Here is a 24,523-nt window from a genome sequence, read left to right as displayed (position 1 = left end):
TAGATATGTCTCGCGTTAGGAATTTATACTAAGGGCAGCAAAAATTAAAAAACAACCCTAAAACTCACATTTGGAGTAATGCCAAGAGAAATATTCTCTATTGGAGTTATGTCATTATCGGTATTTAAAATGTAATACCTATTAAGAATATTTTTTTTGTTTAAAATATTCCACAGGGAAGCCCCAATAACAGCTTTGGAAGTTTTTGAGATATTAAAGTTATAAGTAGCGGAGATATCGGCACGTATATAATCTTCCAAATTAGAGGCATTGGGAGAGGTGTAATTTATTTCAGTATCATCTTCATTTTGAATAAATGTAGGCAGTGTTGTTGGTCTACCAGAAAACCAATTAAACCCAGCAGCGAGTTTAAAATTGTTGTTGGTGTATGTACTTGCAAAAGTAAGCGCGTGTCTCACATCAGCATTATTTGGGAATGGTTCTCCGTTATTAAGTTCTGGGAATGTGTAATTATTAATACTATAAGAATAGCCTAACCAAGTACTTATTGCATTTTTAAACTGTTTATTTATTAGTACATCAACACCTTTAATTTCATAACCACCAATACTGTTTTCAAATTGATATTGGTTCTGGAATCCTTGGCTTCGTGTGGTAATGCCATCTACGTTTTTGATGAAAGCTTCGGCACTAATCAAAAAACCGTTTCTATTAAAATGTATACCCGCTGAGGCCTGTTTACTTTTAACAATTGGCACGGGATAAAGCGATTTTCCATTAATAACTTCTACTTCAGTTTTATCATTTGAAGCAATCCAACGGCGTTTTTCAACACCTAAAAAATCATTTTGTAAATCGATGATTTGCGATGTAGTTTGGCTTTTTAATTCCCCTAAAAGTTCAAACCTAAAATTATTTAAAAACCGCTGACTAAAGTTTAGGCGAGGTTCAATAAGTACATCATCAAACTTATTAAATATAGTAACCCTTGCACCAATATTTAATCTGGTTTGTGCATTTGTAGAAAGAAAAGCACTTTCAGCGTAAATGGAATTACTAATAATTACATCTTTAATATTACTGCTGAAATTTGGATTGTTTACATCTTCAAAATTACTAATACCAACTTCAGAAAGTTGATACCCTAAATTAAATTTATAGTTAAGATTTGGATTATAATTAATGTCTAATCTTGCAGACCTTTCCAACACTTCATTCTCTTGAAATAGGCGTTGTTGATTAATAATATCAAAGTTAGTGCCGTTTAAGTCGTATTTGGTTTCATAAAATTGTGTGCGAGTAGATAGCACGTCGCTCCAATCCCTTGTGTAGGTTAATCCGTATGCTAAGTTTTGTTGTGATAGGTTGCTGTTAAGCGCTTCATCCCTGTTATTTACAGTAGAACGTTCCTCATAATTTAGTGAGTTATTAATGTTCATAAAATGAAGTCGTACTCTGTCTTTTTTGGTAATATCGAACAAAAACTTAGCGGTAACATCATAAAAAGAAAAATCTTCGTTTTGAGAAATAACAGCATCACTTTGCGCATTGTTCGATAGGTCTGAATCCTGAAACACACGCTTAAAATACTGATCGTAGGTGGGAGTTACAATTAAATCGGTAATAGAACGTCTAGTAGACACTTGTAGTTCGGTATTATGAGATAAAGGGATTTTAGCATACGCATGAGCATTAATTAAATTAAAACCAGCCCCAGCGTTAAATTTACCATCAATGGCATCAGAAAGTTGCATGTCAATCACACCAGAAATACCATCTCCAAATCTAGCTCTAGTACCATTTTTAGATACGTTTACCTTTTTTGTTGTATAAGGATTAAAAGCTGAAATCAATCCATAAAAATGTCCAGATTGGTACATTTTAATACCGTCCCAAAGTATTAAATTTTGATCGTGGGTACCACCACGAATGTTAATATTGGACACAGATTCTTCAACACTAAATACACCTGGTAATGCTTGAATGGTTTGTAATACATCAGGTTCAATCAATCCGGGGAGGATTCCAAATTGTTCTGGCTTTACTGTAAGCGAACCATCATTAAGTTTAGTAATACCAGAGGTTAAATAGTTATTTACAACTACCTCTTCAAGCTGTTCTCGAATAATAGTTTTATCGTTATTAGTGGGCTTCACAATGGAAACAAAACGTTCACTTATAATATTAAACTTTAACTGGGTATCTACCTCTAATTCAAAAAGTGCATCAGCTAATTCAATATCAGCCTCTGGTAAAATAGCTTCAATATCAGCCACAGTTTTATCAACATAAGAAAAACTAACATCATAGCGCTCAGAAAGTATTTTTAAAATAGAGATAAGTGGTTGTGTTTTTTGATTGGTTTGAGGGTTGCCTTGCGAAACACCTTTAAGACCATTCAAAAAAAATAAGAGACTTAAAAGAAAAAGGAGTCTTTTTCTATTCACGCTTTAAAATGATCGTATTGTTTTGTTTACTATACGTTACTTGTAAAGGTAATGCAATAGATTTTAATGCAACATCGATATCTTTATGAGTAAACGAACCCGTAAATAGTTGTGTAGAGTCTATACCAACCAAAGTAATATTAACCTGGTATTGTCTTTCAAATTCGGCAACTACTTGTTTAAACGGAATACTTTTAAATTCACTTTCGTTATTCAACCACGAAGGCATGGAGCGATACTCTTTTTCTTTAGCAATAATTTTCCCATCGATAACTAGAAAGCTGTCTCCAGGCTTTAATTTTGTTTCATGAGATTTGTGTGTAACCCCAACTAATCCTTCGTAGCAAATAACCTCAAAATAATTGTCCCGTTGTTTTACATTAAATTGAGTACCATAAACCGTAACGGTTCCTGATGTTGTGTTCACGTTAAATGTAGAGCCTTTGGCTACCTTAAAAAAAGCTTCGCCTTGTAGCTCAACATCACGCTGTGTTTTCCATTCATTTTTATTATAAGCTAACAACGACTTTGCGTTGAGGGAAACGGTAGATGCATCAGGCAAAATTTCGGTCTTTACCTCGGCTATTTCAGTTGAAACAGTGGTGTCAAGCGTAGTGGTGTAGTAGTATATACTAAAACAAATAGCAATAACAGCAGCAACCCGCATTAGTGGTTTTAACCAATGGTTTTTAGGAACAACATCTCCTTTAATAGTAGATAATACGTTTTCTAACTCAGCAGAAGTATCGTATGTATCTGCCTTAAACTGTTGCAGATTGGTATTTAACTTTACTAAATCCTCATAGTCTTCAAGGGCTTTAAACGCCTCGAATTCCTGATCGTTTAGATCGTTATTTAACCATTTTAATATGAGTGCTTCTCTATTCATCATGTCGTTATTCAATGATATAACAGGTTACTTTTATTTTTTCCTACCCTGTCATTTAATTTTTTTTCAAAAACTTAAATTTCAGTGTTCAGTGTTCAGTGTTCAGTGTTCAGTGTTCAGTGTTCAGTGTTCAGTGTTCAGTGTTCGAAATCTGCTAACTCCAACTGAATACTTCTTACTAAATTAAAGTTCCTTAATCTCCTTACGCAATTTAGTCAACGCTCCATAAATACGTTTCTCTACCGCTTTGGTAGAAATATCTAAGAGTTCTGCAATTTCCTTAAAGCGTTTGCCTTCTACCCGGTTCATCATAAATGCTACACGTTGCGGTTCGGTTAAATTTGCCAAAGCACGTTGTAATTTATCATTATATTCTGCTTCCTGCATTAAAAACTCTGGACTTTCGTTAGTGCTCATCTTAGGTTTTATCGTTTGCTGATGTTTCAGTACCACTTTTTGGTGTGCTACCTCATTCAACATTAAATTATTAGCAGTGGTAAATACAAAACTTTTGGCTTTGTCAGGAGATATCTTGGCGCAATTTTGCCATAGCTTAACAAAAGCTTCCTGTACTTTATCCTTTGGGTTTAGTAATTCGCCAAATTTATAATATAAAAAGTCGTGTAAATTTTTAGAATGTTTATTGAATATAGAAGAAAATATACGCTCTTCACAAATATTTTCGTGTAATTGTTTGGCCATTGGTTTGTTGGTTAACGCTACTAAAATAAGGGTTTTTTGGTTTTAGGTTTTGGAATTTGGAATTTATTTTTTGATTTTTTTTTAGATACAGGGTAGGAGTTTTTAAAGATGGCATGTTTTATAATAAAATGCTTGAGCACATCTTAACGTTTAGTACTGCTATACTTTAAGAAAAAGAAAAGAAAAAACAATTTTGCAAGTTTAACCCAAAAAACATATACCATGAAAACCAAGTTTAAATTTTTAGTATTACTACCTTTTTTTGTCCTTTTACTATTTACCTCATGTCAGGAGGAGGAAGTTTTTATTACTCCTCCAGACGAGGCTGAAACACTTACTGCCACTTCAGAACTTACAAGTTTTTTAAGTGCAACTTCTAAAAACGACGGTTCTAAAGACAATATTATAGATGGTACAAGTTGTATCTCTGTAAAATTACCAGTTGTTGTAAAAGTTCGTGGCGTAGAGATTAGAATTGATTCTGAAGCTGACTATATAAAAATAAAGCGTTTATATAACGAAGTTGCAGATGATATAGATCGTTTAGACATTATATTTCCAATTACCATCATTACTTCAGATCATGAAGAAATTACAATAGAAAATGCAGAAGCATTATCAGAATTTATTGCTGAGTGTAAAGGCGATGATGAAGAGGATGAAAAGGAAATAAGATGTGTGGATTTTCAATTCCCAATTTCATTTTCTGTATTCGATAGAGATTTTGATATCATAGAGGTTGTAGAAATAGAAAACGACAGACAATTACACCGTTTTATGAAACGTGTTAGAAACGCTGAGGTTTTTGCAAGTTTAAACTTCCCTGTAAATATGGTGTTAAAAGATGGTACAGTATTAACTGCCGAAAATAACGAGCAATTAAAGCGTATTATAGCAGCAGCTAAAGACAGTTGTGATGAAGAAGAAGATTTTTCAAAAGAGCGTTTAGAAAATTATTTAAAAAGATGCCCTTGGATAGTTTACGAATTTAAAAGAGATAACCAAGATAGAGATGAGTATACCCAATACGCTATTAACTTTAAAGACGATGGTGTTGTAACAATGCGTTCAAGAAACGGAGACGTGTTAACGGGAGAGTGGGAATTAAGCCGTACAAGACGTGGTGTGCTTTTAGAGATGGCTTTTGAAAATTTAGCCGACTTTACCTTAAAATGGTTGTTATACGATTTTGAAGACGGAAAAATTAAAATCCATGAAATAGGCGGTAACAGAATTATCCTTAAAAGAAACTGTGAAGTAGTAGTTGATATTACAAAAGAGCGTGTAGAAAACTTCCTAAAAGAATGTTTATGGAGAGTAGCAAGATTACAAGTTGTAGGCGCTGATGATGAAAAAAAATATATTGGTACACCACTTAAATTCTTTGGAGATAACATTGTGAAAATTAGAATTAATGGAGAATTAGTAGAAGGAACGTACGAAGTATTAGTAAGAAATGCTGGAATTGGTTTAGAAATAAACCTAGAAGGTAGACCAAACTTAAAATTACAATGGTTAATTACATTCTTAGAAGAAGATATAATCAAGCTAAGTAATGAAAATAACGAAATGATTTTAAAGAGAGACTGTCCTGATAAAGATGAAGATGTAAATTACATTACAGAGGTGCTGATAAGTGGCGTTTGGGAAGTAGCATCTTATATGGTTCTTGATGCAGATTTAACTGCAAACTACGATGGTTACGTAATCGGTTTTGATCAAAGTGGTAAATTATTTACCGCAGGTGAGGGTGAGTACGTAGGGTCTTGGAGAGGTTACAGATACGAAGGCTTAAACTTAGGTTTAAATTTTGGAACCGATGATGCACCATTTTTCGAATTAAGACACAGATGGAAAATCAAAGAAATCACACCAAACAGAATTGAGTTAAAAGATTACAATTCTAATGGAGAAATAGAGCGCATATTAGTTCTAGAAAACATACAGTAATTTGAAAAAGAGAATATATTTTGCTTTTGGTTGATAAAGGACACTTCTAGAGTATTCGGTTAGTAGGTTAGTTAACTAATAGAGTCCTTTATAAAGGCTGCTAAATTTAATTTGGCAGCCTTTTTTTAGTGAAACCCAAACTTGAACAGCTTGTAGAACGCACTCAAGTTTGTTGTTTGAACTAATCCCGCTAAAGAGCGGGATCACATAGTTTATAAAAGTTTTATTATGGGCGTTACCCGCAAGGGGACGGGTCTGCCTGCCGGTAGGCAGGCTTTCTACTAGTCGCTCTTTGTGAGGAGCTCCAATATTTAGCCTGCACTGAGCGGAGCCGAAGTGTTCAATCCCTAACGCAGGTTGTTTGCCAACTTTATTTTTAACTTAAAGTGTAATTGTATTTTGGGAGGTTCGTTTAACGGTATCGTATAAGCGCAGTAGCAGATTTTATGCAACTGCCTTTCAATTGAAAATATACTTAAATTAAAACAAAACGATTCAAGTTGGTACCTGAACCGCTATTGCGTTTATAGAATGTTGCCACACGTTTTTTCAAATATTGGAATTTTCAAATTCCTTGATAGTCGTTTTGATTGCTTTAATTCGCTTAATCCAATTTCTGTTAGATAAATATACTAAAAACAATAGAGTTAAAATTATTCCAGCAAGTAAGAAGTATTTTTCTTGGGTAAATTTAATAGATGATGTGAAAAATGAGATGAATGCTGAGCCAAATAAAAATGCAGAAAACAGAATTGAGAAAGCCACTTGGTTTAATTTATTTTGAAAATGAATAAGAGACTTTTTAAGGTTGTCATCTTTTAACGGATTTTGCAAGACATACCATCCAACAAAGCGAGCGATGATATATCCGATTGCACTTACGATTAAAAAAACATTAGCCCACAGCGGTTTGTCCGCACCGTCAAAGCCAGTATAATAAACTGCTGAAAAAATAAATAGCAAAACAGCCTCAATCAGAAACTTAATTTTAATCTTCTTAATTTTTGGGTGGTTTTTAATTTTGGTCATCATCAATAATTCGGTCTGATTTCTTTTGCCTTTACCGGTATTTTTCCAGTTTGATTTTATGTGATCTATTTCCATTGTTTTCTATTTTAATTTCTTTTTGAGTTTTTCTTTAATCCTATTGACTTTGACACCAACATGATTTTCAGTTATCCCTGTCATTTCAGCGATTTCCCTATATTGATAGTCTTCTAAATACAAAGCTATAATTGCTCTTTCTGCTTTGTTTAAAGTCCTAATTGCCTCAAACAATCGTTCCTCATTTTCAGATGGTATTTCAGCGTGATTTTGTTGAGTGCCTTTAGGAATACTTTCTTTAAATTCAATTTCTATTTTGTTCCTTCTAAAGATTGCTATAGCTGTATTTAATGCTATCCGATACATCCAAGTGCTTATTTTTGATTCTTTGCGGAATTTTGGAAATGCTTTCCATAATTGAAGTACGATTTCTTGGAATAAGTCTTCTTGGTCTTCTTTGGTATCTCTATACATCTTGCAAACTTTATAGATAACACCTTGGTTTTCTTCCACAATTTTCAAAAAATCCGTTTCCATTATTTATCATCTTTTTTGAATTGGAATGATTTACCCATCCCGTTTGCAGTTAGACCTGTAACCACATCGACATCATTAACTTTAAAAGTGAATTCTATTTCTACTTTTTTACCAAAAAATTGATGATTCCCTTTTGGATAAATTTCAAAAGGTGGATTTCCTCCAAGTTTAGCATAAAGACTGTTCTCGGCTTTAATTATATTTAGTATCATTTTGTTTTCTTCCGTGATAAACTCGCCACTATACATTTCGAGGTTTACAGGTTTTTTTGAAACTTCTTCTATCGATGGTATTTGAAACGGTTTTCCAAAGATAATTTTCTCAACGTCTGATGCAATACTTGTTATTGGTAGTGTCGAAACGTTACTTAAGATAATGATGCTCGTTTTATCATTATCTAAATATATTGATGTGTATGTAGAGTAGCCCCAAGTTCCACCACCGTGATAGAATTTTTTGGGTGAGTCAGAATTCAAATACCAACCATATCCATAACTATCGCCATTTTTTGGCTTTGTATTGATTGTATTTGCAAATACAATTTCCTTCCCTTTTGTGCTCAAAAGCTTATTAGAGAAATAGCTGTTATTCCATTTTAACAAATCTGTAGCTGTAGAATACATATCTCCCGCACCTTTAAGCATCGAGTAATTTCGATAAGGTGCAACTACTAAACTATCATCCGTAATCAAATGATAACCAGAAGCCATCTGTGGAATGATTTTTAAATCATCTACAATTCCGGTTTCGCTCATTTGTAATTTTTTCAAAACTTTATCTTTCAATATATTCTCAAAACTATTTTTATAAACGTTTTCAAGGATTGATGCTAAAAGATAATAACCCAAACTTGAATATTGCATTTGTGAACCTGATTCAAAAAGCAAATCAAGTGTATTTATTTCCTCAATCACTTGTTCTGTTGTTGTGTGTAATTTTGATTTTGACTGCCAATAGTCTTTAATACCTTCATTGTGTGGTAGTCCTGAAGTATGATATAATAATTGCTCGATAGTTATATTTTTAAATTTAGACGATAGACTATTTAGATAGTCGCTGGCTTTATCTTGAACATTTAACTTTTGTTCTTCCTGTGCGATAGCGATGAGTGTTCCTGTATAAGTCTTTGTAATTGATGCTATTCGATATTTAGCTCCGTTTTTCAATTCGACACTATTTTCATAGGATGCCATTCCTATCACTTTTTGAAAGACTATGTTATTTGCTTTGGCTATTAGAATCTCTCCGTTGAAACCCTTTTTTAGATGAATAGCATTAAGATAGGAGTCAAGTGTACCAGCATCAAAAGTTTCTTTTGTTTGGGATTTTACTGTTAGCGATATGTTATACAGTAGAATAATTGCTAATAATTGTTTTGTAAATTTCATGAGACAACGATTTAAGTTCCATTTTCTATATAGGTTGTCTCAAAAGTTCAAAATCTTACAAACGACTATTTTTTTGGTATGGACGAGTTCTTTTAAATGTGTGGTAACTGTGTCACGGATATGCGCCGTTATGATACTGAAACGAGTTCATCACAAGTGGCTTATATCCGCCGTTAAACGAAGTTAGTAGAAAATTTTTACAAAGTCAAATAGTATTCTCTGTAAAACATCAGTTTAAATTAGGTTGTAAAACCCCAATTCAATCCTATTAAAAACCAAATATTTCGCTATTTTTGCAGTTCAAAATTTTAATACAAAAGGCAGATTGTAACTGCTTACTGAATACTGAAAAATTATGTTCAATAATTTAAGCGATAAACTAGATAAAGCCCTACACGTTCTTAAAGGCCACGGTAGTATTACCGAAGTAAACGTTGCAGAAACGTTAAAAGAAGTAAGACGTGCGCTTTTAGATGCCGATGTTAACTTTAAAATAGCCAAACAGTTTACCAATACCGTTAAGGAAAAAGCATTGGGACAAAACGTATTAACTACGTTGCAGCCTGGGCAACTTATGGTTAAAATTGTAAAAGATGAGTTAACTGAGTTAATGGGAGGTGATGCTGAAGGGGTTAATTTATCGGGCACACCAAGCGTCATTTTGATGTCTGGTTTACAAGGTTCTGGTAAAACAACATTTTCTGGTAAACTTGCCAACTACCTTAAAAATAAAAAGACGAAAAAGCCTTTATTGGTAGCCTGTGATGTGTATCGTCCTGCAGCGATAGATCAGTTGCATGTGGTTGGGGAACAAATAAATGTTGAGGTGTATAGCGATAAAGGGAATAACGATCCTGTTGCTATTGCGCAAGCTGGTATTGCGCATGCCAAAGCTAATGGGCATAATGTGGTAATTATAGATACCGCAGGGCGTTTAGCCGTAGATGAGGCGATGATGACCGAGATATCCAACATCCACAAAGCCATTCAGCCACAAGAAACTTTGTTTGTAGTAGATTCTATGACAGGGCAAGATGCGGTAAATACAGCAAAAGCCTTTAACGATATTTTAAATTTTGATGGGGTTATCCTTACCAAATTAGACGGGGATACACGAGGTGGTGCAGCTATTTCCATTAAATCGGTTGTAAATAAACCTATAAAGTTTATTGGTACAGGCGAGAAGATGGAAGCTATAGATGTATTCTATCCATCTCGTATGGCAGATCGTATTTTGGGCATGGGAGATGTGGTATCTCTTGTAGAACGCGCTCAAGAACAGTTTGATGAGCAAGAGGCCAGAAAGCTCCAAAAGAAAATAGCAAAAAACCAGTTTGGATTTGACGATTTCTTAAAGCAAATACAGCAAATTAAGAAGATGGGGAACATGAAAGACCTCGTGGGTATGATTCCAGGGGCTGGTAAAATGATGAAGGATGTAGATATCGATGATGATGCCTTTAAAGGTATAGAGGCCATAATTCACTCTATGACCCCAAAAGAGCGTTCAAACCCATCAGTATTAAATGCTAGTAGAAAAAAACGTGTTGCAAAAGGATCAGGAACGTCTGTTCAAGAAGTAAATCAATTGTTAAAGCAATTTAACCAAATGAGTAAGATGATGAAGATGATGCAAGGAGGTGGCGGCAAGAAAATGATGCAGATGATGAAGAATATGCGATAACTTAGGTTTTAGCTCTTGGCTCTCAGCCTTTAGTAAAAACTATATCCAATACCTATTACCCAAAAAACTAAAACCTAAAAATGACAATTCTAGACGGTAAAAAAGTAAGTAACGATATAAAAAATGAAATTGCAGCCCATGTAGAATCCATGGTCGCAAAAGGAGAAAAAGTACCACACTTAGCCGCAATTTTAGTAGGTAAGGATGGGGCAAGCATGACCTATGTTAACGCTAAGGTTAAAGCTTGTGAAAAAATAGGTTTCAAGTCTACCCTAATTGAAATGCCAGAATACACTTCTGAAGAAGAGTTGTTAGAAAAGATACATCAATTAAATACTGACGATAACATTGATGGCTTTATAGTACAACTACCACTGCCAGAACAAATTGATGAACAAAACGTATTAATGGCTGTAGACCCTGATAAAGATGTAGATGGGTTTCATCCCACCAATGTTGGTAGAATGGCTTTAGATTTACCAACCTTTTTACCCGCAACGCCTTATGGTATAATGGAACTATTGGAACGTTACCAAATAGAAACTTCTGGTAAGAATGTGGTAGTCATGGGAAGAAGTCATATTGTAGGTCGTCCTATGAGTATTTTAATGAGCCAGAAACGAAAGGCTGGAGATGCTACGGTAACCGTGGTTCATAGTCGCTCTAAAGATTTAGAGGAAATTACTCGTGAGGCGGATATTATCGTGGCCGCCATTGGAATATCAGAGTTCTTAACTGGAGACATGGTAAAAGAGGATGTGGTAATTATTGATGTTGGTATTACTAGGGTGCCAGACCAAACCAAAAAGAATGGATACCGACTTGCTGGTGATGTACACTTTGAAAGTGTGAGCAAGAAAGCGAGTTACATTACGCCAGTTCCCGGTGGTGTAGGCCCTATGACGATTGCTATGCTACTTAAAAACACGTTATTAGCGAGAGAAAGAAGAGCTTAAATTTACTATTACCTTTTCGTTTGCTATGCTTTTAATAAAGTAAAAAAACCTCTTTTTATAATAATGGGTAAAAATTGGGCTATTTTAAGACCAATACGGGTACAGCTTTTGTATCCATTTTTAGTATAAACTATTAATAGTAGATTGGCCTTTATCAATATGTTAAAAACACATTAACTGCAATAAGCTAATGTGTTTTACACAATTACACTCGTGGAAGTGAGAGACCATATACTATACTGCTTTCATTCTATTGTTTCTTTTATTCTTTTTTCCATATTAGTTTATTTATATAGCTTTATTTTTTTGCTAATATTTGTGTTATCGGTAAGTTCAATTTTTAAAATGTATATGCCGTCGCTTACATTCGGAATAGCAATGCTATATGTTTTGGTCCTTTCGTGAGTTTTTGTGTTTAAAATTAATTTCCCATTGTTATCGTAAAGCGTTACTGTATGTATGCTTAGCAATTTTGGGTTGTAAATTTTAATATTTGAAGTGTTTTTATCTTGAATCACATACAGGCTATCTGTTTCCAAAGGATTAGTGCTTAGTGTGTTTGATGTAAATGTTATTTCAAAACGTTCTGTATGATTACCTTCCTCTAAATTCATGGTATAATCACTTGAACGTAAATCAAAAAATAGATTAGTGTTTTTATCATGAAGGTAAATAGGCTGCTCTGGATTGAAATTTTGAATATCTGCTATCCTTACCCCAATAGGCATATTTTTATCAACTTTTACCGTTAAAGGTATTTTAAGATTTTCATTAAAAACCAATGCTTCTGCTATGTATGATGTGTTGTTGTTTGCTAGATAAGCATCAGAAGTTAAAATGTCTCTGGTATTTATTTTACATTCCATACCGTAATCAAATCCTGCTGATGCATACGGGTTAAAGGTTTCTACTAATTGTCTTGTGTAAGTGTTGTTAAAATCAATATTTAACCTAAATCTTTTGTAGTGTTCTGGAATTTTAGAGAAGATTGTATTTGCATTAATGCCTTTGTCCTTTTTGTTTGTGGTTTTAAAAAACTCACTATTTGCTGAAGATTCTTTTTCGAAGACACGATGACTGTTTTTAGCTTTCACAGTTCCTGTGGCAGTACCTTCAACCATGAAACCTTGACCAATAGGTATATGTCTTCTTGGGAGTTTCCCAGAGGGACTACCATATCCCATGCCACTTATAGTGCCATCACTATTATACATGCTAAATATTGCGAGGGTATATGTTTCTACCCCAAAAATATCTATGGTATATGTTGCATAACCACCATCGTATTCAGTGATATAATGTGAGTTTACATTGGGATCCTGTTCCCAGAAATACAAAGTACTATTAACGTCGTTTAAGTTTACGTCGTCTTCAACAAATACAACTTCATTGTTAACATAAAGAAAGTGATCGTTACTTACAGATAATTGGGCATGTAAAGTGAATAGGCTACTAGTGTAGATTAAAATTGCGAATAAATGCTTCATGAGATTTGGGTTTGAAATATTTATGCTTTTTAAGTAAAGTTTTAAAATGCATTCAATTGTTTGGGCTCTCACAAATATATGTAGGAGTGAAGGTGCTTAATTTATGGGATTTATTGAAATGGAATAAATATGTCTTGAAATACATTTTTAGCATCATGAGCAAATAATAACATAAGAATTGTAGCTATACTTTTGTAATACAACACGGATATTAAAAAAGCTATAACCAAAAAGTTCTTGGCTTTAGAAGCTAATATTACAGGATAATAAAATACATGTAGTTATGATAAAAGTAGTGATAATTGAAGATGAAACTATACTTAGTGATCATATAGCTAGTCTTTTAGATAAATATTGCTCTTCAGTGAATTTTGTGGTTGAGTGTACCGCTGAAAGTGTTAAGGATGCTGTATGTTGGCTGAATGAGCATGATAGTCCTGATTTAATTTTTATGGATGTTAACTTAAGTGACGGTTCTTGCTTCGACATATTAAATAAAGTAAAAGTAACATCTCCCATTATCTATACAACTGCATTTGATGAGCATGTAATAGAAGCTTTTAGAACATCTGCAGTGAGTTATTTATTAAAACCAATTACAGAAAAAGACTTTTATAATGCAATTGTGAAATTTCTAGAGATGCGAAGAGGGTGGGAATAAGTTTCGCCTTAAAGTGGGAAAAACGCATTAATCTTTTAAACGTTAAAAAACGTAGTTCACGGAATGAATATTCGTGTTTAGAAGTAATCAGAGTGTTCTTTACTCTTGGTGTTTATATATTTCAACGAAATAACCCCAAATACTATTTAATATGAAAGTTATCTATTTAACTGTCATGAGTTTTTTGTTTGCGATGAGCTCCTATTCTCAAGTAGGGATAGGTACAGTATCTCCAAATGCATCTTCAATCCTTGATGTGGAAAGTACAGATGCAGGAATTTTGATACCCAGAATTGCATTAACATCATCTAGTGACACGACGACAATTACTGGAACAGAAGAAGAGAGTTTATTGGTATATAACACAGCAACAATTGCCGACATAACACCAGGGTTTTATTTCTGGAATGGTGCAGCTTGGGAACGTATAGCCTCTGGAGCTAGTGCTTCAGGAGGATGGAATACGCTCGGTAATGCTGGGACTTCTTATGGAACAAACTTTATAGGAACAACAGACTTGCAGGCTTTAGATGTTAGAACAAATAATATTATACGTGCTAGATTCACTACTAGAGGACAATTAGAATTTCATAATACTGGAAATTCAGTATTTATAGGATTAAATGCAGGAGAAAATAACAACTTGTCTTTTACTAGAAATGTTTTTGTAGGTAATGATGCTGGTTATTCTAATGTTGACGGTTCTAATAATATAGCAGTTGGTCATAGAGCTTTACGAGAGAATACTACAACCTCAAATAACGTAGCTATAGGAAGTTTTGCTTTAGAGAATAATACAGGATTTAACAATGTTGCATTAGGATATCAATCACTTCAATTTTCAACTAGTGCAAATGATAATGTTGCTATAGGCCATTTAAGTATGGAGCGAACTACCACAGGGAGTAGGAATGTTGCTATAGGAAGAGGTGCATTATATTTTAACTCTACAGGAGTGGATAATGTATCTGTAGGTTACAGAAGTATGGTGTTTAATACCACAGGAGTTGGCAATGGTGCTTTTGGTTTTCAAACATTAAATAGTAACGTTACAGGGAGCTTTAATTTTGGTTTTGGTAACAGAGCATTAGAAAACAATACCTCAGGAAATAATAACACAGCTTTAGGATCTTTTTCACTTCAAAATAATACAACAGGAGATGATAATATTGGTTTAGGAATGCAAGCGTTAAATACAAACACTACGGGAGAAGATAATATAGGTATTGGTTATAGAGCTTTGTATCAAAATACAACAGGGAGTAAAAATGTAGGTCTAGGAAATCAATCACTATTTAATAATACTATTGGTTATGAAAATAATGGGTTGGGTGATGAAGCTTTGTTTTCTAATACCACGGGATACCATAACAATGCATTAGGTTATAGATCTTTATATAATAATACTACTGGAGCAGAGAACATTGCAATAGGAGATCAAGCATTGTTAAGTAATACCTCAGGGAATCATAACATTTCCTTAGGCTTTAGTGCTATGTATAATAATCTCTCGGCAGAGTATAACTTTGGTATGGGGTACGAGGCGTTGTATACTAACACTACAGGAGAGTATAATCTTGCTCTAGGATTTCAATCATTGTACAATAATAACGCAGACAACAACATAGCTATGGGAAGTTTGTCGTTATACTCGAACACCACAGGTACAGATAATTTAAGTATAGGTAGGAGAGCATCATATTTTAATACTACAGGGAATAATAATATTTCTATGGCTTTTGAATCTGGTGTCAATAATACCACAGGAAGTAACAATATTACACTAGGTTATCGCGCAAATTACAATAACCAAACTGGGGGTAATAATGTTGTTATTGGTCATGAAGCGGGCTTTGGTACAGGGTTAACCTCTGTAAGTGGCAACGTACTTATTGGTTACCAGGCAGGGTTTTTAAATACTGGGTCTAATAGATTGTTTATTGAAAATACAAACTCTTTAACACCTCTAGTTGGAGGGGATTTTCAAAACGACAGAGTTGGAATAAATGCAGATATAACAAGTTTAAACCACACATTAACGGTAGGGGGAAGTGTTAAAATAAACACTTTAGTAAATCTAACTCCTGGTACAGCACCTGCTACGCCAACCAGAGGAGATGTGTATTATGATGATGCTACAGACAAGCTAAGGGTATATACCGGTAGCGCATGGGAAGATTTAAATTAGCCTTAATCACAAAAAAAATCAATCAATCAATCGAACATAATTAATACAATGAGACTTAACGAAGCTGACAAAAAAATGGTAAGACTCAAAAATTTTGAGAGCTCTTTATTACAATTAAGACATTCTATTAGAGGAATAAAAAATGATTTTAGAAAAAATATTCATTTAGAATCTTGTGATAAGTTAAAAGAAACCTACAAACAAAAACTTGAAGACTATACAGTTAAAGAACTTAATCATCTTGTGAAAATGATTAAGAACTACTAAATACAATTAAATAAAGTAATGCATTAAACACAACCCTTTAACAAGTTATGATGTATCAAAACTTTGAAATACAATGTGAGGATATAAAACTAATTGATGTAATTAAAGAGCAAGAAAATTTGAAGAAAGACATAGAACGTTACAAAAGAATAAATAAGGAAATTAAACAAACGCTTAAAGCTTTAAATAAGACTAAAGAGAATTTTGAATTAATATTTTCCATTTTGGCATGGTCCTCTTTAATTTTTATTTTTAATGTTGCAAATGTACATGCTCAGTCTAATCCAAAAGATATAAGCAATCTGATGTTCTTCGTTGAATCAGATAATTTAAATACAACAAATCATATTGCTTACTGTGAAACTAACGATTGCTTAAATGAATCTAATACCGAAGGTGCTCCAATAGCAGATCAGTATTGTGATGTAAGTGGCAATTGTGGAGAAGGATGTGTTAGACGTTGGTTAGATCAGTCAAGTTATACAGGAACATTTAATCCACCTGAATATACATCGGGTAGAGATTTTGGTCAGGATGATAGCATAAAACCCTGTTATATTAGTAATTGTATTAATGGGAAACCTTGTGTGAGAGGAGGCGGTGGAGTGCCCTTTGCAACGGATTATACAAGTCAGGATAAGTACTTAGAAATTCAAATTAGTGATTTTATAAATTTAACAGGAGCATTTTCAATTTTTCTACTAGCAAAACCAGTTGCTCAAACTCAAGATTGGGATTATTTTGGACAATCAACAGACTATTTTAGGCATAGATATCAAACTAATTATTTGCAGTTAAGAATACACCCAAATACAGTTTATAGAGTTACGCCTGATAATGCTGTAGTTTTAAATGAATGGCAGCTCATTGAAATTCATAGAGATACGCTAGATAAGATTACAGTTTATATAAATGGTCTAGATGAAACGTACTCAACAAATATAATTTTACCAGGAACATTTACTATAGGTTATTTATTCTCAGCATTTAAGACAAACTCTAAGTTGGGAGAAGAAAAAAGTATGCATGGAGATATTGCAAGTTTTTTGGTTTATGATAAAATGACATCACAATCTGAAAACACTAATATCAGAGATTATTTTGATTCTAATTATTTGGGAAATGTATTGAATTTAGCTGAGGTTAATTTAAATACATCAAAGATTAAAGTGCACCCAATCCCTGCTTCAAAAAGCATTTATCTAAAATTCAACAAGTCGGAAATTAAAGATTTAAAAAATAGTATTCCATATATTTACGATATGCGGGGTAGAAAAGTAAAACTACCAATTAATAAAACTGAATCAGGAGAAAATATTGAATTTGAAATAGTACTTAATAACGTTAGTAAAGGACTTTATGTAGTATATTTTGAAGGCCATACAACTAAATTCATTAAAGAATAAACTTAATGAAATTTGCAAATAACAATTTAGATTTTTACACAGAAGATTTTTTAAAAACCATTTTTAATACTGCTACGGAGTCTTGGGTATTAACCGATAGTAAGGGAACTATTGTAATGATAAACCCCATAACCGAAAAAATGTTCGGTTACACCGAAGACGAATTGTTAGGTAAGAAAATTGAAGTTTTAATGCCAGAAACAGATAGGCGAGATCATGTTCCATTAAGGAACAGTTATATTAAACACCCTAGAAAGCGACCTCATGGTATTGGTGTAGAAGTTTTAGGCTTGAGAAAGGATAATTCTCAATTTCCTGTTGAGATTAGTTTAAACTATTACAAAACAGGTAATGATACTTATGCTTTGGCAGTTATTATTGATATTACATTAAGACGGGAAAGAGATAGGCAACTTAGAGAAGCATTATTAGAAAAAGAACAGTTAAAGAGAGAAAAAATTGAGGCAGAGTTACAAGTGCTTAAAAACCAGGTAAGTCCTCATTATTTCTTTAATAGTTTAAGTGTTCTTGTACCTCTTATAAATATAGATAGTCATACAGCACAACAGTTCGTTGAGAAGTTGGCACATTCTTATCGCTATATCTTGGAGATTAGGGACAAGTTAACGGTTACTTTAGAAGAAGAATTGAATTTTATTAAGGATTATGAGTATCTCCAAAAAGTACGTTTTAAAGATAAATTTGATATTCAGTATAAGATAGATACTAAAGATTTATCGCAACGCATATTGCCCTTTTCAGTTCAGATTTTAATTGAAAATGTATTTAAACACAATGCATTGTATAAAGATAATAAGTTACTTATAGAGGTAGGGACTCTTAATGGAGGCATACAGATAAAAAATAATGTAATTAAACGTATAAATACAGAGGCTAAATCTTTAGGAATTGGATTAAAAAATATTAAAAAACAATATGAGTATATAACAAATAATAACAGACCAATATTTGATAGTGATGAGAATACGTATAAAGCTTGGATTCCTTTTATAAAAGAAAAGAGTTAGTTGAGAATAGATTTTAAATGGCTAGATCTCTCTTGGCTAAGCACAATTAAATCATCAAACTTAGGTTTAACCTTAATTGTTAATTGACCAGGTTTGTATTGAGACAAGTAGTCAATAGCATCTATGTTTACTAAAAAAGTTCTATTTGCTCTAAAGAAAAGGGTTTCGTCTATAGAGTTTTCAATATGAGACAGAGAGTTGTTCATGGGGTAAACGTTACCAGAAAAACTTTTTGCAAAAGTAATATCGTCTTTATAGAAGTAAGCAATGTCCTTAATTTTTATAGGAGTGTATTTGTTTCCAAGTTTTACCAAAAAACGGTCTTTGTATACTTTAGCAACATCCAAATTTAATTTGTGTATGTTATTGCTTGCATGTTTTAAATCCATGTTAAGTTCTCGCATTTTAAAAAACTTAGAAACTGCTCGATGAAATTCTTTTTCTGTAATTGGCTTTAAAAGATAATCTATACCACTTGTTTTAAAAGCTTTTATGGCATAGGCATCATAAGCAGTAGTGAAAATTATGGGGCAATATATTTCAACTTCTTTAAAAATTTCAAAACATACGCCATCACTTAGTTGTATGTCCATAAAGATAAGATCAGGAATTTCATTGTTCTTAAACCAAGAAATAGTTTCAACAATATTATCCAGTTCCTTTTCTATAATAAATTTGTCAGGGAAACATTTGTTAAGTAAAGAGATAATATATTTACTAGAAATAGATTCATCTTCTATAATTAAAACTTTAAGCATATTTTCAGAGAGAATTTGGTTTAGGGTTAAACTAAAATAAAGATTATGATTTTAAATAGTATCTTAATTTATCAGTTAGTACAAATTGAAGTATAATTGGGTAAAAATCAAATATTTGTAAAAAAATAAAACAAGTAAAATAGTATTTAGATTTCATGTTTAATGTTGCGTAAAAGTGTAAATAAAAAACCAAGATTGAAAAAAAGTGTAGTCTTATTAGTTTTGCAAATTTTATGGTTGTGTGCTTGCGTAACAAAACATAATACTCCTGTGGAACTATTAGAAAATACAGAAACAGAGAAGGATTTTTTAGTTCTTTTATCTGGGGATACCTTGTTTACTGGAGTTCCTGTTAAGCTTAAAAAAGATGTTGTTACAATTGGTAAAGTAAGTAAGAAAAAAATCAAGAATAAACCTTTAGAGTATAAGGCGCACAACAATATCAATGTACTAAAACAACCACAGGCTAGAGAAATTCTTTCAATAACAGATAAATTAAATGCTCTAAACTTAAAATCAAAAAACCTGGGAAAGGATACTGTATTGGTTGGGGTAACACTAGATATTAGGCTGAAAAAACCAAAAAAAGCAAATGAACCAACCTATAGAGATAATGCATTATATGATATAAAATGTATAGGGTTAGATGAAGGCTTATCCGAATATATCTATTCAATCATGGAAGACTCTAGAGGCTATATTTGGTTTGGACATTATTTTGATGGTTTAACTAGATATGACGGTAAGGAATTTGTAAATTTCACAGGAGGTAATGGTATTTTATCTCAAACTAATATATGGGCAATGTTGGAGGATGATAAAAAGAATTTTTGGTTCTCTAGTTTGCCTCATGGTGTAGTAAAGTATGATGGGAAACACTTTGTTCATTATTCAAAAAAGAATGGGTTTTTAAGTGATAGAGTATTTGGTTTAACACAAGATAAAAAGGGAAATATTTGGTTTGCTACAGATCAAGGCATTGTAAAATATAATGGTAAAACATTTACAAGTTATACCACAGAAGATGGATTGTCTGGTAACATCGTAATTTCGGTTTTTAATGACTCTAAAGGCAATATCTGGTTTGGTACCACAAAAGGTATTACAGTGTATAGTAACTCTAAATTTATAAACTATACCTCTAAAGATGGTTTTCCTCCAAACAATATTATCGCAATCTTTGAAGATAGTAAACATGATATGTGGTTTGGTACTTATGATGGTGGTTTGTGTAAGTACAATGGTAAAACCTTATCAATTTTCACAAAGGAACATGGTATGCAAAGTAATTCCATTAAGGGAATTCAAGAGGATAATAATGGAAATTTGTGGTTTGCTAGTAATAAAAAAGGGCTAAGTAAATATGATGGTAACACCATTCAACATATTTCCATAAAGCAGGGCTTGCCTAATGATAGAATAAGAACACTTATAATAGACAGTAAGCAAAACTTATGGGCAGGTACCCAAGCAGGAGGTGCTTTTAAATTTAACATAAACTCATTTACGTCAGGGAGTTCCAATCCAAAATCAGATGAATCATCAGCCTCTAAAATGGTGTATTCTATATATGAGGATCGGTATAATAATCTATGGTATGCCAATGCTGGAGGAGAACTTTGTAAATATGATGGTAAGAATTATACTGTGTATGGAGAGAATCAAGGAGTAAATTATTATGAGATCTTTGAAGTTATTACAGATTATAATAATGACGTGTGGTTTGGTACTTGGAAAGGGTTAATAAAATTTGATGGTACAAATTTTTACCAGTATGATAGAAATAGTGGTTTAAAACACGAGCGTGTTTTTGAGTTAATAGAAGACAGTAAACGTAATATATGGTTTGCAGGATACAATTCTGGTTTAAGTAAATTAAACAATGGTTTAATTACGAATTATACGCTTTCTAAAGATCTTTCAGAAAATGGTGTCTTATGTATATATGAGGATAGTAAAAATAATATATGGTTTGGTACAAATAAATTAGGTGTATGCAAATATAATATGCGGAATGATACTTTTATTTTTTATACAGAAAATGAAGGATTGTCTGGTAATAGTGTATTAGCGGTAATGGAAGATAGCAAGCATAATATTTGGGTTTCTACTTCTGGTGGAGCCTCTAGATTTGACGGCTCTGAATTTACCAATTTTACCGAAAAGGAAGGAGTACTAGATAAAGGTGTCTCATCAGTAACTGAAGATTATAGTAATAATTTATGGTTAACTACTATGAGGGGACTTAGTTGTATTGTAATGGATGAAAGATTAGTTGAAAAGGTTGATGAATACAAAAAGGTAGATAGAGGTAATGCGTTTATTATTAATTATAAAAAAGAAGATGGTCTTAAAAGTATCGACTTTCATGGAAATACTCTAATAGATCACAATAGAGTTTTAAGATTTTCAACAAGTAATAGTCTCATTAATTTGAGTTTAGATTCTTTTAAATTACCAGTTGATCCTCCAAGTTTAAGTCTCAGCACTGTAGAAATAAATGAGCAATTTGTGGACTATAGATCACTAAATGAAAAAGACTATTTAAAATCTCTACATAAGTTATCAGACTTAGATAATTATATTTCAAATGTAAAAGCTTTTAAAAATTATCCTGAAAAATTAGTTTTACCTCATAATTACAATCACTTAAATTTTAAGTTCTCAGCAATAGATTGGAAAGCTTCTCATGATGTTAAGTTTTCTTTTAAAATTGATGGTTTAGATGAAAAATGGAGCACGCCAACATATAATAATTATGCAGATTACAGAAATATACCAGTTGGGAACTATACTTTAAAAGTAAAAGCTGTAGGTAAAACAAAACTATGGAGTAAAACACTGGAATATCCTTTTTCAATAACTGCTCCGTGGTGGTTAAGTTTTTGGGCAAAATTAGCCTATGTAATACTTGGGGTATTATTATTTGTTTTTTCTTTTAAATGGTATAGCTCTGTTATGAAAAGAAAACAATTGGCCCTGGAGAAAATCGTTGAAGAGCGGACAAAAACCATAGAGAAGCAGAATATTGAGCTTGCGAAAGCTAATACAGAGCTTGAGTTAGAGAGGGATAAAATGGAATTAAAAGCATTAATCAACCAAATTAATCCACATTTTATCTTTAATGCATTAAATTCTATTCAGCAGTTTATAATCGCAAACAATGTAAAAAGATCTTTAGATTACTTTAATAAATTCGGAAAGTTAATTAGATTCTCATTAGAGCATTCAGAGAAGAAATTTGTATCTATTCAAGATGAAATAGAAGTTCTTAAAAATTATGTGGATTTGGAAAATTTAAGATTTTCTCATCCAGTTGTGTTAGAGTTTGTAACCACAGGAATTGATGTGTATAATGTACAGATTCCTCCAATGTTTATACAACCAATTGTTGAAAATGCAATCATACATGGGTTTTATAACAAGGAGAACGATAAACTAATACAGATATCCTTTAAGGAATTAAATGACCATATTTTATGCTTGGTAGTTGATAACGGAAAAGGTTTTAAAAGTAGTAAAAGCGAAAAAAATAATAATTCTGGTTTAGTAATTACACAGAAGCGATTAGAAGCTGTATGGGGAGAGAGAAGTACTAGAGAACCGAAAATTTTTATTGAAAGTTTAGAGAATAATACAGGAACCAAGGTTGAAATTAAATTGCCTAAAAAAATCTCATGATAAAAACAATATTGGTTGATGATGAAAAAGGAGCATTAGAAACGTTAACCGGAATGCTAAAGCTTTTCTGTAAAGATGTACAGATATTAGGGAAAGCCTCGTCAGCTAACACCGCTAGAGAATTGATTGAAAAATTTAATCCAGATTTAATTTTTTTAGATATCAATATGCCATTTGAAAATGGATTCGATTTATTAGGATCATTGGAGCATCATGACTTTCATGTTATTTTTACTACTGCTCACAATAACTATGCATTAAAAGCAATTAAGTTTGGTGTTTTAGACTATTTGTTGAAACCCATAAACTTTAAAGAACTTCAGGAAGCAGTTGCTAAAGTCCCTAGGAGAAAAATTAGTAAATCTCAATACAATATTTTTAGAGCACATCAATTAGATGATAAACATGAACAAATTGTGCTGCCTCATAAAGAAGGTTACAGAATTGTGAATTACAAAGAAATTCTCAGATTATCTGGAGAGAGAAATTATACTAAAATTTATTTTCTGAATGGAGAACAACTTCTTGTGGCAAAAACTTTAAAAGAGTATGAAGAACTTTTGGGTAGTCATAATTTCTTTAGGGTACATCAATCAAATATTATTAATATGAATTGTGTTAAAGGCTACATAAATGGAAGAGGAGGTGTAATACAGTTGATAGACGATACTGAGGTTGATTTAGCTAGGAGTAGAAAAAAAGAATTTTTACAACTTTTAGAATCTATAACTAACGAGTCCTTTTAGTTTTTTTTGGAGTATATGTTTTTGATGAACTACTTATTAACTTGCTTAGCTCTTTAAATTCTTCTTTGGTTAATTCTCTGTATCCACCAATAGGGGTATCTAAACTGATATTCATAATCCTTACCCTTTTTAACGTTTGAACTTCATAGTTTAAGTGAGAACACATTCTACGAATTTGCCTGTTCAATCCTTGGGTAAGTATTATTTTAAAAGTGTTGGAGTTTACTTTTTTAACAATACACGGTTTGGTAGTTTGTTTTAAGTCTTCTAAATAAATACCGCGTGACATACGCTCTACAAAAGTTTGCGAGATAGGTTTATCTACTGTAACTACATATTCTTTTTCATGGTTGTTACTTGCTCTAAGAATTTTGTTTACAATATCGCCATCGTCTGTTAAGAGAATTAAGCCTTCACTTGGTTTATCTAATCGTCCAATAGGAAAAATGCGTTTGTGGTAGCCAATAAAATCTATAATGTTGTCTTTTTCAACACGAGTGTCTGTGGTACATACAATGCCTACAGGTTTATTAAATGCTAAATAAACAAACGCTTCTTTTTTAGAGCCTACAATTTTACCATCTACCGCAACCACATCGTCAGGGCCTACTTTTGTTCCTGTTTCGGGTATAGCACCGTTAATGGTTACACGGCCTTCGTCAATCAATTTATCAGCAGCTCTGCGTGAGCAATATCCTGCTTCACTCAAAAATTTGTTAATACGTTTTAAAGGTACTTCCATA

At 32.6% G+C, this 24,523-nt stretch carries 19 protein-coding genes; 10 read left to right on the top strand and 9 right to left on the bottom strand.

What is annotated here, in order from left to right:
* Positions 1–44: 44 nt before the first annotated feature.
* The 3 genes from JS605_RS12230 to JS605_RS12220 form a co-directional block, all read right to left on the bottom strand.
* Positions 45–2,363 carry a TonB-dependent receptor plug domain-containing protein gene (locus tag JS605_RS12230; protein WP_239000338.1) on the bottom strand — a complete coding sequence of 773 codons (2,319 nt, stop codon included), beginning with the start codon at positions 2,361–2,363 and terminating at the stop codon, positions 45–47.
* Between the two features lie 37 nt (positions 2,364–2,400).
* Positions 2,401–3,300, bottom strand: a complete 900-nt coding sequence (locus JS605_RS12225; RefSeq protein ID WP_239000337.1) for a FecR family protein — start codon at positions 3,298–3,300, stop codon at positions 2,401–2,403.
* Between the two features lie 180 nt (positions 3,301–3,480).
* A complete protein-coding gene (locus tag JS605_RS12220; RefSeq protein ID WP_203258014.1) occupies positions 3,481–3,999 on the bottom strand; it encodes an RNA polymerase sigma factor in 519 nt (172 codons plus the stop codon).
* Positions 4,000–4,221: 222 nt separating this feature from the next.
* On the opposite strand from JS605_RS12220, the gene JS605_RS12215 reads away from it, so the two are divergent.
* Positions 4,222–5,949 (top strand): hypothetical protein, encoded by a 1,728-nt coding sequence (locus tag JS605_RS12215; protein WP_203258013.1) that lies wholly within the window; start codon positions 4,222–4,224, stop codon positions 5,947–5,949.
* A 549-nt stretch (positions 5,950–6,498) separates the two neighbouring features.
* Here the strand turns inward: JS605_RS12215 and JS605_RS12210 are convergent.
* Genes JS605_RS12210 through JS605_RS12200 form a run of 3 tightly spaced genes read right to left on the bottom strand, consistent with a single transcriptional unit; the run spans position 6,499 to position 8,918 of the window.
* On the bottom strand, positions 6,499–7,053 hold the full coding sequence (locus JS605_RS12210) for a hypothetical protein (RefSeq protein WP_203258012.1): 555 nt from the start codon (positions 7,051–7,053) through the stop codon (positions 6,499–6,501).
* 6 nt (positions 7,054–7,059) lie between these two features.
* A complete protein-coding gene (locus tag JS605_RS12205) occupies positions 7,060–7,530 on the bottom strand; it encodes an RNA polymerase sigma factor (protein ID WP_203258011.1) in 471 nt (156 codons plus the stop codon).
* Complete coding sequence (locus JS605_RS12200) at positions 7,530–8,918, bottom strand: serine hydrolase domain-containing protein (protein WP_203258010.1); 1,389 nt, start codon at positions 8,916–8,918, stop codon at positions 7,530–7,532. The genes JS605_RS12205 and JS605_RS12200 overlap by 1 nt, the downstream gene beginning before the upstream one ends.
* Before the next feature lie 355 nt (positions 8,919–9,273).
* Here JS605_RS12200 and ffh point away from each other — a divergent pair, with 355 nt between their 5' ends.
* The gene (ffh, locus tag JS605_RS12195; protein WP_203258009.1) at positions 9,274–10,602 is read left to right on the top strand and encodes a signal recognition particle protein; all 1,329 of its coding nucleotides are present in this window, start codon (positions 9,274–9,276) and stop codon (positions 10,600–10,602) included.
* Positions 10,603–10,682: 80 nt separating this feature from the next.
* Complete coding sequence (gene folD, locus JS605_RS12190) at positions 10,683–11,558, top strand: bifunctional methylenetetrahydrofolate dehydrogenase/methenyltetrahydrofolate cyclohydrolase FolD (RefSeq protein ID WP_203258008.1); 876 nt, start codon at positions 10,683–10,685, stop codon at positions 11,556–11,558.
* A 284-nt stretch (positions 11,559–11,842) separates the two neighbouring features.
* Here the strand turns inward: folD and JS605_RS12185 are convergent, their stop codons facing one another.
* Positions 11,843–13,045: a T9SS type A sorting domain-containing protein gene (locus JS605_RS12185; protein ID WP_203258007.1), complete on the bottom strand. Its 1,203-nt coding sequence runs from the start codon at positions 13,043–13,045 to the stop codon at positions 11,843–11,845.
* 283 nt (positions 13,046–13,328) lie between these two features.
* Between JS605_RS12185 and JS605_RS12180 the strand changes: the two genes are divergently transcribed.
* From JS605_RS12180 to JS605_RS12160, 5 genes are all read left to right on the top strand, one after another.
* Positions 13,329–13,706 carry a LytR/AlgR family response regulator transcription factor gene (locus JS605_RS12180; RefSeq protein ID WP_203258006.1) on the top strand — a complete coding sequence of 126 codons (378 nt, stop codon included), beginning with the start codon at positions 13,329–13,331 and terminating at the stop codon, positions 13,704–13,706.
* A gap of 151 nt (positions 13,707–13,857) precedes the next feature.
* On the top strand, positions 13,858–15,894 hold the full coding sequence (locus tag JS605_RS12175; RefSeq protein WP_203258005.1) for a beta strand repeat-containing protein: 2,037 nt from the start codon (positions 13,858–13,860) through the stop codon (positions 15,892–15,894).
* Between the two features lie 48 nt (positions 15,895–15,942).
* Positions 15,943–16,161: a hypothetical protein gene (locus JS605_RS12170; protein ID WP_203258004.1), complete on the top strand. Its 219-nt coding sequence runs from the start codon at positions 15,943–15,945 to the stop codon at positions 16,159–16,161.
* Positions 16,162–16,208: 47 nt separating this feature from the next.
* Positions 16,209–17,567, top strand: a complete 1,359-nt coding sequence (locus tag JS605_RS12165; protein WP_203258003.1) for a T9SS type A sorting domain-containing protein — start codon at positions 16,209–16,211, stop codon at positions 17,565–17,567.
* 5 nt (positions 17,568–17,572) lie between these two features.
* The gene (locus JS605_RS12160; RefSeq protein ID WP_203258002.1) at positions 17,573–18,595 is read left to right on the top strand and encodes a PAS domain S-box protein; all 1,023 of its coding nucleotides are present in this window, start codon (positions 17,573–17,575) and stop codon (positions 18,593–18,595) included.
* On the opposite strand, the gene JS605_RS12155 is transcribed toward JS605_RS12160, so the two are convergent.
* Complete coding sequence (locus tag JS605_RS12155) at positions 18,592–19,353, bottom strand: LytR/AlgR family response regulator transcription factor (protein WP_203258001.1); 762 nt, start codon at positions 19,351–19,353, stop codon at positions 18,592–18,594. The two genes, JS605_RS12160 and JS605_RS12155, sit on opposite strands and share 4 nt — an antisense overlap.
* A gap of 270 nt (positions 19,354–19,623) precedes the next feature.
* Here JS605_RS12155 and JS605_RS12150 point away from each other — a divergent pair, with 270 nt between their 5' ends.
* Both JS605_RS12150 and JS605_RS12145 read left to right on the top strand, forming a co-directional pair.
* The gene (locus tag JS605_RS12150) at positions 19,624–23,034 is read left to right on the top strand and encodes a ligand-binding sensor domain-containing protein (RefSeq protein ID WP_203258000.1); all 3,411 of its coding nucleotides are present in this window, start codon (positions 19,624–19,626) and stop codon (positions 23,032–23,034) included.
* Positions 23,031–23,780: a LytR/AlgR family response regulator transcription factor gene (locus tag JS605_RS12145; protein ID WP_203257999.1), complete on the top strand. Its 750-nt coding sequence runs from the start codon at positions 23,031–23,033 to the stop codon at positions 23,778–23,780. The genes JS605_RS12150 and JS605_RS12145 overlap by 4 nt, the downstream gene beginning before the upstream one ends.
* Here the strand turns inward: JS605_RS12145 and JS605_RS12140 are convergent.
* Complete coding sequence (locus JS605_RS12140) at positions 23,764–24,522, bottom strand: pseudouridine synthase (protein WP_203257998.1); 759 nt, start codon at positions 24,520–24,522, stop codon at positions 23,764–23,766. The two genes, JS605_RS12145 and JS605_RS12140, sit on opposite strands and share 17 nt — an antisense overlap.
* Position 24,523: the final 1 nt, after the last annotated feature.

Source organism: Hyunsoonleella ulvae (assembly GCF_016827605.1).
Classification (GTDB): domain Bacteria; phylum Bacteroidota; class Bacteroidia; order Flavobacteriales; family Flavobacteriaceae; genus Jejuia; species Jejuia ulvae.
The sequence above is the reverse complement of the archived record's forward strand: the minus strand, read 5'-3'. Positions and strand labels throughout refer to the sequence as shown.